Annotated in this window: 13 protein-coding genes; 1 reads left to right on the top strand and 12 read right to left on the bottom strand. The window is 72.9% G+C overall.

The window, feature by feature from the left end:
* Positions 1-16: 16 nt before the first annotated feature.
* The 6 genes from ACSNOD_RS22630 to ACSNOD_RS22605 form a co-directional block, all read right to left on the bottom strand.
* Positions 17-904, bottom strand: coding sequence for a hypothetical protein (locus tag ACSNOD_RS22630; RefSeq protein ID WP_436768849.1), 888 nt, complete (start codon positions 902-904; stop codon positions 17-19).
* A 1-nt stretch (position 905) separates the two neighbouring features.
* A complete protein-coding gene (locus ACSNOD_RS22625) occupies positions 906-2,042 on the bottom strand; it encodes a hypothetical protein (RefSeq protein WP_436768848.1) in 1,137 nt (378 codons plus the stop codon).
* Complete coding sequence (locus tag ACSNOD_RS22620; RefSeq protein WP_436768847.1) at positions 2,039-3,145, bottom strand: hypothetical protein; 1,107 nt, start codon at positions 3,143-3,145, stop codon at positions 2,039-2,041. Before ACSNOD_RS22620 ends, ACSNOD_RS22625 begins: the two co-directional genes overlap by 4 nt.
* A 144-nt stretch (positions 3,146-3,289) precedes the next feature.
* The gene (locus tag ACSNOD_RS22615) at positions 3,290-4,219 is read right to left on the bottom strand and encodes a phage distal tail protein (RefSeq protein ID WP_436768846.1); all 930 of its coding nucleotides are present in this window, start codon (positions 4,217-4,219) and stop codon (positions 3,290-3,292) included.
* Between the two features lie 5 nt (positions 4,220-4,224).
* The gene (locus ACSNOD_RS22610) at positions 4,225-5,334 is read right to left on the bottom strand and encodes a hypothetical protein (protein ID WP_436768845.1); all 1,110 of its coding nucleotides are present in this window, start codon (positions 5,332-5,334) and stop codon (positions 4,225-4,227) included.
* 46 nt (positions 5,335-5,380) lie between these two features.
* The gene (locus ACSNOD_RS22605) at positions 5,381-5,947 is read right to left on the bottom strand and encodes a hypothetical protein (RefSeq protein WP_436768844.1); all 567 of its coding nucleotides are present in this window, start codon (positions 5,945-5,947) and stop codon (positions 5,381-5,383) included.
* A 114-nt stretch (positions 5,948-6,061) separates the two neighbouring features.
* Here ACSNOD_RS22605 and ACSNOD_RS22600 point away from each other — a divergent pair, with 114 nt between their 5' ends.
* Entirely contained in the window at positions 6,062-6,850 is a 789-nt protein-coding gene (locus tag ACSNOD_RS22600; protein ID WP_436768843.1) for a hypothetical protein, read from the top strand.
* Between the two features lie 35 nt (positions 6,851-6,885).
* Here ACSNOD_RS22600 and ACSNOD_RS22595 read toward each other — a convergent pair whose 3' ends face one another.
* From ACSNOD_RS22595 to ACSNOD_RS22570, 6 genes are all read right to left on the bottom strand, one after another.
* A complete protein-coding gene (locus tag ACSNOD_RS22595; protein WP_436768842.1) occupies positions 6,886-7,245 on the bottom strand; it encodes a hypothetical protein in 360 nt (119 codons plus the stop codon).
* Positions 7,246-7,310: 65 nt separating this feature from the next.
* Positions 7,311-7,601, bottom strand: coding sequence for a hypothetical protein (locus ACSNOD_RS22590; RefSeq protein WP_436768841.1), 291 nt, complete (start codon positions 7,599-7,601; stop codon positions 7,311-7,313).
* A gap of 375 nt (positions 7,602-7,976) precedes the next feature.
* Positions 7,977-8,573: a phage tail protein gene (locus ACSNOD_RS22585; RefSeq protein WP_436768840.1), complete on the bottom strand. Its 597-nt coding sequence runs from the start codon at positions 8,571-8,573 to the stop codon at positions 7,977-7,979.
* Between the two features lie 161 nt (positions 8,574-8,734).
* Positions 8,735-9,142, bottom strand: a complete 408-nt coding sequence (locus ACSNOD_RS22580) for a hypothetical protein (RefSeq protein WP_436768839.1) — start codon at positions 9,140-9,142, stop codon at positions 8,735-8,737.
* A gap of 424 nt (positions 9,143-9,566) precedes the next feature.
* The gene (locus tag ACSNOD_RS22575; RefSeq protein WP_436768850.1) at positions 9,567-9,758 is read right to left on the bottom strand and encodes a hypothetical protein; all 192 of its coding nucleotides are present in this window, start codon (positions 9,756-9,758) and stop codon (positions 9,567-9,569) included.
* A partial coding sequence (locus ACSNOD_RS22570; protein WP_436768838.1) for a hypothetical protein occupies positions 9,758-10,364 on the bottom strand: 607 nt, incomplete at its 5' end. The genes ACSNOD_RS22575 and ACSNOD_RS22570, both read right to left, overlap by 1 nt.

The raw sequence follows: 10,364 nt of genomic DNA, 5'->3' as shown, positions 1-10,364 counted from the left end.
GGTTCGGAGGCGTGCGTCAGGTGTCCGCCGGGGCCTGCCCGGGCGCCGGGGCCGGCTCGGCCGCCGGGGCGGGCCCGGACGCCGAAGAGGCCGCCGCCGCCGAGGTGGCCGACGACGGAACCGCCGCCGTCGGCGACACCTTCGCGGCCGGCCGCACCGGCGGCTCCGGCTTCTCCCCCGCGTTCTGCGTGTTGCGGGTGTAGGCCGAGAACAGCCGGGTCTCGATGTCGCTGTTCTGCGCCTTGCACCGGTGGTTGACGTTCCACACGGCGCTCTGCAGGAACTCCATCCCGTGGTTGGGACGGACGATCGTGCGCCAGGTCCACTGCGCGGCGGGCACGTCGTACTCCGCCAGCGTCACCGTCGTGCCGCCGGTGGTCATGGTGACCTTCACCTGGCCGCCGTGCGGCGAGTAGGTCACCAGCTTGATCACCGTCACGGCGTTGTGCACCGGGCACTCGCCCACCCAGGCGGGCTCATAGGCCGTCTGGGAGGTGTTCTGCCGCTCCGTGGGGAACATCGGGATCGGCATCCAGGGCCGACCGAGGAAGGTGTCGGAGTAGAAGTCGTCCATGATCAGGACCCGCGAGGCGGCCGCGGTGTCGCGGCTCATCATGCGGATCATGCCCTTCTCTGACCCGTCGCCCTCCACCACCAGCGCGGCGCTGCCGTCCTGGCGGCGCATCTGCGCCCCGTAGGACCCGTCAGGCCACTGGCCGACGGCGAACGTGGGGCGCTCGCCCCCGGGCGGGAAGACGATGAGCTGGCCGCCCTCGCCGATGGTGACGTTGCCGCTCATGATCTCGTTCATGGCGGGGCGGGTGTTGGCACTGCCCATGAGCGCGCGCACCTGGCGCTCCAGCGCCCGGATGCGGTCCAGCAGGTCCATCGGTACGGCGGCCATGTCAGACCCCTTCGAGATAGAGCTTGGCGGTCTCGGCCTGCCCGCGCGTCGGCGGGGTCACGGCGAGCCCGACGATGCGGTAGCGCTCGCCCGTTCCCTCCCGGTGCCACAGGTCGTGCAGCCGCAGCCGCACGGTCGCGCCCAGGGCGGCGGGCCCGATCCGGCCCTCGACCCGCACCGTGACCTCGGGGATGACCTGGGGGCGGCGGGCCTTGCGCCAGGCCGCCGCCGCGAGGGCGTCGAGTGCCGCGCGGTCGCTGACGCCGGCGTGGTCGGAGGTGCCCTCCAGCCGGGGCCAGCCGGCCACCCGGATGTCCTCGTCGTGGACCCACCAGCGGGACACCGCGGGCACGGAGGCGCTCGCCTGGTTGCGGTTGGCGCTCTCGCCGCGCGCCCGCCAGGCGTTGGCCTGCACGGTGGCGTCGGTGGGCAGGCTGTAGGCGAGGACGGGGCCGGGCCGGTCGAGGACGATGTCCGTGGCGCCGGTGGTGAGGACGGGGCTGCCGAGCCGGAGCAGCTTGACCCGCCGGCCGGACTCGGGGTCGCGGTAGCAGTGCACGCGCCATTCGAAGCCGTTGTCCATGGCCGCGAGGGAGTCGATGAGCTCGCGGACGCGGGCGAACTCGTGGAACTCGAAGGTGCGGGTGCGCTCGACGCCCGAGACCTCGTCGCCGTACTCGATGCCGATGTCCCCGCCCGACTGGCCCTGCACGTGGTCCAGCAGCCGGCGCACGATGTCGAACTGGTCGACGCCGTCGGCGACCTGCTTGGCGGCGAGGACGCGGTGGTCGAGGTACGAGTCGAAGGTGCCGGCCTGGATCTCGACCCGCATCCGGCCCCGCTCGTCGCCCGCCGGGGTGCAGGTCCACAGGATGCCGCCCCACCAGATCTCCGAGCCGCGCTCCAGCCACACCGCCGTGCGGCCGGGCTCGAGCGCGCGCCGGGCCCGCTGCGCGAGCCCCTCGTCGGGCAGGGGCACGGTCGCCGTCAGCGAGCCGGTCTTGCCGATGTAGTCGTCGAACTGGACGTCGACGAGCGGCAGGACGTCCTTGACCTCGTCGGTCCGCAGATCGCAGAAGACGGCGCGGTAGGGGGCCGCGTACGGGGCGCCGGACCCGTACCCGGACGCGCTCGTCACGCGGCCGCCTCGTAGGTCGCGGTGCCGCGGATCATGTGGCCGGCGGCCCAGGTCCAGGGAGCGTTGACGTCGGCGATGCCGGACTGGGCGCCGGTCACGGCCACACTGTCGACCCGCCCGGAGGAGATCTCCAGTTCGAAGGTGGAGTCGCTGGTGACGCGCACCCGCGAGATGAGGCGGTGCAGGCCCGAGGCGCCCTGCAGCTCGGCGTAGCCGATGGCCTGGGTCAGGGCCGCGGCCGGCACGGGCAGCCCGAACCGCCAGTTCTCGGCGCCGTACTTGGCGGTGGAGCCGAAGGTGACGTCGAAGGCGAAGTGCACGACCCGGCCGACCTTCACATAGCGGCAGTTGAGCACCGAGTTCCCGAAGGAGGGCAGGTTGGTGCCGGAGCTGACGGTCCAGGTGGGGGTCCAGGAGCGCCAGACGGGCTCGGGCGGGTAGGCGGCCCAGGCCGTGCCGTTCCAGCGCTCCAGTCCGCTGCCGTTGTCCCGGTACTGGCCGGGGTAGGCGCCGGGGAAGGCGGTGGGGCCGCCCGCGGGGAGCACCCCGCCGACGGCCACGGTGGCGCGCCGGCGGTCCCGTACGGCCGAGCCCCAGTTCAGGCCGCCCTTGCCGGCGGAGGCGCCGGTGGGGACGGTGACCTCGGCGAGGGCGAGGGCGCCGCTGGGCACGGCGGGCGCGACCGGCGCGGCGGCCGGCGTGCCCTTGATGACCTCGATGACGGCCTCGGTGCGGTTGGACGTGTCGTGCGCCTGGTCGTAGACCCGCAGCACCACGAGGTCGATCCGCGGGTTGGCGGCGTCGCCGTCGGCGAAGGTGATGCTCTCGACCTGGGTGCTGACGACGGGGTACGCGCCCGCGACCTCGGTGCTCTGGACGACGGCGCGCCCCGGGGCCACCTTGGCCGTCATCCCGGCGTCGCCGGTGACCGCGAGCCCGGCGACGGCCTCGGCGCCGGTCGGGGAGCCGGGCAGGATGCCGTCCCGCGAGGTCAGCAGGCCCGAGGGGGACATGGTGCCGGTGGGGGCGAGCCGGGTGTCGACCCGGGTCTGGCCGCCACCGGCGTCCGTACGGTTGAGCAGCCATGCGCTGCGAACACTCATGTTGGTCTCCGGGTGGGGTGAGGTGGGTGGGGCGGGGTGGGGTGTCGGGACACAGGGGGGCGTACGCGGTCGGCGCGGCGTGGCGTGGGTACGCGATCGGGCGCGGGCGCGATGGCCCGTACGCGGTCGGGCGCGGGCGCGCGGCTACCAGCGGGCGTCGCGCCAGGTGACGGTCACCGACGCGCGCGGGTCGACGGGCCCGGGCGCCGCGCGGAAGGCCAGCGCCGTCTCCCCGGGTTCGAGCTGGAACAGGTGCTCGGGCAGCGAGGTCGCCATGGCCGTGTGGATACGGGAGGCGGTGCCGTTGAGGGTGACCGTGCCGGCGGTGGTGTCGACGGTCAGCACATCGGAGTCGGCGAGCTCGATGTCGTACTGGAGCTGCCGGTTGTCGCTCATCCGGGTGAGCGAGGGGCGCTGCACCGGGCCGCGGAACTCGATCAGCGGCGCGGTGGGCGCGTCCCCCTCGTTGACCACGGTGAGGTTGCCCGTGGAGCCGGCCAGGCCCCAGTCCAGGGGCCACTCCAGCCCGGCGGCCTGCCAGGACAGGCCCGGCTCGGGGGCGGGCAGCTGGGTGCGCACGCTCCGCTCGTCGACGCTGTAGCGCCGGGGGTCGGCGCAGACCCATTGGAGCGCGACCTTGGTCGCGCCCTGGGTGGCGAACGCCCGGTTGGTGGGCACCACCCGCTGGCCGATCCGGGCGCGGCAGGCGAGGGTCTGCCCGTGCAGCCGCACGGCCAGCCACTCCTCCCCCGCCCGCACCCCGGTGGCGGTCAGCAGGGCCTCGGCGGTGGCCGACGCCCGGTCGGCCGACTCGGGCAGCAGCCACACGGTCGCGCCGACGGAGCGGGGCTGGGCCCACTGGGCGCCGGGCCAGGCGCCGTGTTGGTCGGGGCGGACCACGTCGCCGGTGTCGAGGGCGGGCAGATCGGCCCAGCCGGTGAGCCCCTCGGAGGCGATGCCGTACGGGGTGCCGGGCCCCATCAGCAGTCCGGCCCACTGCACCTGGCCGTCCAGGGTGATCAGTGAGCCGGGGGCGGCGGTCTCGCCGCGGTACGGGACGGTTGTCTGGCTCATCGGCCTCAGCCTCTGGCTTTCGCGAGGAACATCAGTGCCTCGGCGGTCTGGCGGGCACTGCCCGAGGAGGACTCGTAGTAGTTCTCGATATGGAATCCGGGCTGTCCGCCGGGTCCCCGGCCGCGGCCCCTGAGCGATCCCGTGCGCAGCAGCGTGTCGAGCTTGGAGAGGGGGATGACGGCCTCGGCCTCGCCCGCCTCGGCCAGCAGCGCCAGCCGCCCGCCGTGCCGGGCCGGCACGATGCCGCCCTCCGCCAGCGCCGGAATGTTCGGCAGCTTCGGCAGATTGATCCCGAACGACTTGCCGCCGAAGACCGGCACCCAGCTCGGAATGTCGACCTTGATCCGGTTGAGCCCGCCGATGGCCCCGTTCATGGCGTTGATCAGTCCGCGGATCGGGGCGGTGAAGAGATTCACCACTCCCTTCAGCAGCGGGCCCAGGAACTTCATCGCGGAGTCGGTGGCGCTGCGGATCGCCCGCCAGGCGATCTCGAAGCCCTTCTTCGCCACCGCGACGACCTTGTCCATGTTCACGAACTGCGAGATCAGCGGCGCCAGCAGACCGACGACCAGACCCAGCACATTCGCCTTCATGGCGACGTTCAGGCCCTTCTGGGCCCCCGTCGCTCCCTTCAGCCCCTTGCCCAGGCCGCCCATCGACTTGCCCGTGCGGTCGGCGCCCTTCCCCGCCTTCCCGACCGACTTCTCCACCGCGTCCGCCTGCCGCTTCACATCGCGCAGCGCGTTACGGGTGTTGTCCGCGGACTTCTTCAGCTTGTCCAGCGCGGACTTGAGCTTGTCGGCCCCGCCGCGCGCCTTGCCGAAGCCGCCGTCGGCCTGGGTCACGGCCGTGCGCAGCGACCGCAGGCCGCCCCCGCTCCGGGTGGCGGCGGTGTGCAGCCGGCCCAGGGAGCCGTGGGCCCTGTCGGCCCCCGACTTCATGCGGTTGAGGGAGGGCTCGACCTGGCCGGCGGAGGTCTTCAGCCGGCCGACCGCGCTGCTCGCGGTGGCGGAGGACTGTTGCAGTCGGCCCAGTTCGCCGGCCGACCGGCTCACCCCGCTGCGGAGCCGCCCCAGTCCGGCGGCGGCCCCGTCGAGTGCTCGTTTCAGGCTCATGGCCGCCTCACTTCACGTGGTACGTCTCTGTCTCGAAGGCCGCGCGTCACAGGGCACGCACCAGCTTGTCGATCCTGCTGTGCAGGTCATTGATCTGAATGGCGGCCTCCCGGAGCCCCTTCAGCTGATTGACGTCGACCCGCTGGCCCGCCGACGGGCTCATGCGCTCCTTCGTCCGCTGGGGCCGCTTCTCCAGCTTGTCCAGCCGGCCCTCGGCCTTTCTGGCCCGCTCGGTGAGCTTGCCGACCTCCGTTTTGCGGTCGGCGACCCCCTGGTCCAGGGTCTTGAGCCGATCGGGCAGTTCCTTTTCCAGGAACCTCTTCTGCTCCGCCTTCTGCTGGAGCTTCCGCAACTCGGCGTCGACGTCCTTCTGGACCTTCTTCCAGAGCCAGGAGCCCTCCTTGGCCCAGGGCCAGGTGCTCTTCTGGATGCCCCCGATCGTCAGGCCCTTTTCATCGATCTTCATCAGGCTGAGGTCGACCTTGACCAGCTGGGCGGTGATCGCCACGCCGGCCAGGGCGACCTTGATCCCCTCCACGCTGTGGCTGAGACCGGTGATGTTCTTCTTCATCAACGCGGTCTCTGCGGGATCGAAGTAGAGAACTTTGTCCATTCCGCACACCTCTCGACACTGTGACCGTCTTCTTCTGCTGCCGGTCCGCCGCTTCGGGGCCGGGCGCCATTGCGTCGCGTTGCCAGGCCCGGGGGGACGTGGAATATTGCGCCCATGACCTTCGGGGCGGGCGGTTGGCGCGCCATGGCGGTATTCGGCGCCTACGAGGAACTCGCCTATCGCACGCCGATGATGGCCGGCGCCGCCCGGCTGATATCCGGGCTCTCCTTCGAGCTCCAGCGCGCCCCGTCGCTGCGGTCGTGGCTCGCGGCCCCGGAGCCGGTGCGGCTGCCCGAGGTCCGCCCCGAGGGCGTGACCGCGTGGGTGGACGACTGGTTCCGACTGCGGGACGATGCCGGGCTGTTCGAGCGCCGCACGGTCCGCAACGCGCTGTTCGAGCTGCGCGAGAAGGAGGCGGTCTTCGGCTACCCCTGCGACGTCGCTCCCGCCATGCGGGCTCTGCTCGACGACGGCGTGGACCGCCCCCACGACGGCGCGGACCGTTGCCACGACGGCGCGCCAGCAGTCCCGTACGACAGGGGCACAAGCCCGTACGACAGGGTGCCGGCCTCGTACGACGGCGGCGCGGCGCCGCGGGACCGGCGGCCCACGGTCGCCTTCGTGGTGCTCGACACCCTCCCCGGCGACGTCGACGCCATCGTCGACATCCTGCGGCCGGCCGCCCGGCAGCCGATTCTCTGGCTCTTCCTGGGGCTGGAGACCGACCACGACCGCTACGGCCACTACGGCGCGCTGGAGGAACTCCTGCACCGGCGCTCCCCGGTGGAGCGGCACGCGTATCTCTGCCGCGCCTCCGGCAGGGTGCGGGCCGGGTCGCTGCGCCGGCGGATGCTGCGCGCGGTGTCCCGCTGGGCCGGGACGCTCCCGCACACCGCCCGGTGAGCGGGCTCGGCTCGGCCGGCCCCGATCGGCCCGGCTCAGCCGAAGAAGAGCATCAGTTCCTGAGCGCTGGGCCGGGCGCGCCCGGAGGCGCCATCCGCGCCACCCGAGCCCGCCGTGTCGTCCGGCGCGTCCGGGCGGGGCCCGTCGCCGGGGCGCGGGATCGGCGCCGGGTACTCCAGCGGGTCCGCGTCCTCGTCACTGTTGACCGTGGCGAACATCCAGTTGGCAACGGCCAGTTGATCGGCGACCGTGGCGAGCAGATGGTCGGTGACCGACCACTCGGCGGCCTCCTCGTGCAGGGCGCGGGCGACCGCGCCGTCGCGTGGCAGATGTTCGAGCAGCACCGCGAGCCGGCGGGAGGAGAGCCGGCCGCGGTGCCAGTCGAGCAGGTCCACGCCGTAGTGGCGGAGCAGATCCGCTTCCAGGGCCTCGGCGTGTTCGTCGACGAACTCGCCGAGGCTCAGTCTTCCCCCAGGCCGAGTCCGGTCTCCTTGCCGTAGGCGTCGAGGATGGCGGCGATGTCCTGCATCGTCACGTCGTGCTCGGTGAAGCGGGCGAACTGGGCCTCGCCCAGCAGCAGCCGCAGCAGCCCGTCCACGTCGTTGTCGTCGAGGTCGCGCAGCTGGCGCGCGGCCGCCCGGGTGAGCTCGGTCGGCAGCTCGTACGTCTCGTCGTCGAGCTGGAAGCTCCAGGCGCGGCCGAGCGCCTCCAGGCGCTGGGCACGGGCGGCGTTGACATTGAATCCGGGCATGCGGGACTCCCGTCGGAAGGATCGAAAGATCGAAAGGATGGAGAAGACGCAGAAGGAGGGGGAGGAGAGGGGGACGGCCCGCGCCCAAATGGTTCCGCGCCCGGGTGCTGGGGGCACACCGGGCGCGACTCGGGGGAATGCGGCGGCCGGGGTTGCGAGCCGGCGGCCGCATGATCGTCCCGAGTTCCCCAGATCGCGGCACGGGCACGCATCGGCCCACGGGGGGAGGCCAGGGCCGCGCCGCGACTAGGGCGAACGTACCTGATCGCGCGAGAGCGCAACAAGGATTTGCGAGCAGTCCATCAAAATGGTGTAGACCGGTTCCGGTCCGGGCGGGGCACCGCCCGGACCGGACGGCTCACCGCTGACGTGTCGTCAGGCGGTCGGGGTGGGCGCCGGGGTGAGCCACGACTTGTCCTTGAGCATGATGGTCGCCAGCGGCTCCGTGTCGTTCTGCGCCAGCGCGGTGAAGGTGACGCCGAGCTTCACGGCGCCGGTGCGGGTGAGCGCCAGCTCCTCGGTCTCGGTGACCTGACCGCGCTTGATGACAAAGCGGTACGTGGCCTCCGCGCCGTCGCTGAACTCGATGCCCAGCGCCCGCTCGTCCTTCTTGGGGTTGCTGGCCAGGTTGTACTTGAAGTGCGTGGCGGCGCCGGTGCCGACGGTCTCCACCGGGTCCCCGCCCATGAAGAACGGCAGCGTCTCCTTGCTGAGCTGGAGCAGCTGGAACTTCACGGTCAGGTCGCGGTCGGAGTAGATGAACCGGGCCGGGCTGACGGACTGCCAGGTGTCGACCGGGTCGATCTTGTCCTTCTTGTTGAACTTGATGCCGTCGGTGGTGGTGTAGCCCAGGTCCACCCAGTCGCCGGACCAGTTGGCGGTCATGTCGGTCGGGCCGGCGGTGTTGGCCTTGGCGACCAGGATGCGTCCGGTACCGGCGACGCGGATCTCGTTGGCGTTGTTGCCTGCCATGCGGAACTCCTCATTCGAAGGGTGGGGTGGTGCGTCGGGTGGGTATGGCGAAGGCCCCGTCGATCACGACGGGGCCCGTCAGGGGGAGGCGATCGCCTCGGTGGCTCAGGCGCCCGGTGGGGCACCGGGCCGGCGGCTCAGCGGCTCAGGCGGGCCGCGGCTCAGCGAACGCGCAGCAGCAGCCGCACCGTGGAGAGATAGCGCGCCGCGGTGGGGTGGTTGTGGTCGGGCAGCCAGCGCGGGCCGTCCGCCTCGACCACATCGGTCACGTACGAGGTGCCGTGGGACGTGCCCACCGCCCGGAGGACCGCGGCCCGGGCGGCGAGGGCCACCCCGTGCGCCGCGGTCTTGTCCGGGCCGAAGGCCTCGATGTCGACCAGCGGTTCGTCGAGCCGCCGGTCGTCCACCCAGGCCCCGCCGACGCGGGAGACCAGCACGGTCTTCTGGGTGCCGTCGAAGCCGGCGGGCGGCCGGTTGTCGACGGTCACCCCGGCCAGCTCGGGGCGGTTCCTGAGGTGGTCCACGACGAGGCGTTCCACATCGGGGAACGCGATCGGGGCGTCACTCACATGCGGTCTCCTTCTTGAGAGGGGCGCCGGCGTGCCCGCGTGTCGCCGGGAGGGATGCCGCGCGGGCGGCGCGCCGTACGGAGGGATGGAGGGAGGGGTCCGTACGGCCGCGCGGCCCGGCCACGCACACACGGGAGCCGCATATGCGCAACGGCGGGCCGTCCCAACCGGGTTGGGCACAGCTCCGCCGCTGCTCCAAGTGTGAACGACGACGTGCGAGCGCGCAACTGGCGTTGTTGCGGGGGCGCGACTTGCCTACGGGAGTCGTCGGCGCGGCCCCCCGGGCACAGCGAAGCGACCGCCTCGCCGAGGGGCCGATGGCCCGTACGACGAGACGGTCGCGGAAGGAGAGCGGAAGGAGAGAGGGAGAGGGGAGCGGAGGGATCGGACGCCGTCAGGCGCGGACGAACTCGGTCAGGCGCCGTCAGGCGCGGACGAGCTCATGGGAGCGGCGCGTCGCCCGCTCCGCGGCGAAGACGTCCTCCAGCCGGAAGAGCTGGGCCCTGCCCCGGCGCCCGGCCGGCGCCAGATGGCCCTGCTGGACCCACTTGCGGATGGTCGCCGCCGTGACGCCGACCTCCAGGGCGGCCAGCGCCCCGGTGAGCAGCCCGCCGATCACCGGTCCTCCCCCGCGGCGAGCAGCGTGTCCAGGGTGACCCCGCTGGCGTCGGCGAGCTCGGGCCAGCGCTCCTCGGGCCAGGTGTGGCGGTAGGCGGGGCTGTCCCCGCGGGCGCAGTCCTCGTCCGAGCAGCGGCACGCGGGGTTGACGCAGAGCACGGCGCGGCGGACGGGGAAGGCCCGCAGCGAGACGGAGTCGCACCAGGGGCAGCGCCCGGCGACCCGTACGAGCGGCTCGGCCTCGCCGAGCGCCTGCCCGCAGCGGCGGGCCATCCGCCGGGCCTCGGTGAGCACGTGCCCGGCGAGTACGGCGTCGTCGCCGATGTCCGTTAGCAGCGCGGCGATCCTGCGCAGCCGCGTCACGACGTCCGCCTTGCGGGGTCGACCGCGCCCGAGCCGGTCGAGGACCGCCTCCTCCAGTTCCACCACCCCGTCGGTGATGTCGCGGATGGCGTCGGAGACATGGAGCCGGACGGGGGCGGCGCCCCCGCCGAGGGGGGTGATCCGGTGGCGGGCGTTCCAGTGGGCGGCCGCGCGAGGGCGCGCTCGGCGGCAGGGCCACCGACCGGGCCCTGTGCGTGCTGGCGCCCCACCCCTCTCCGAT

Origin of the sequence: Streptomyces sp. URMC 123, from assembly GCF_051386515.1 — a bacterium.
Classification (GTDB): domain Bacteria; phylum Actinomycetota; class Actinomycetes; order Streptomycetales; family Streptomycetaceae; genus Streptomyces.
Note: the sequence above shows the minus strand (reverse complement) of the source record. Positions and strands in the feature narration are given on the sequence as shown.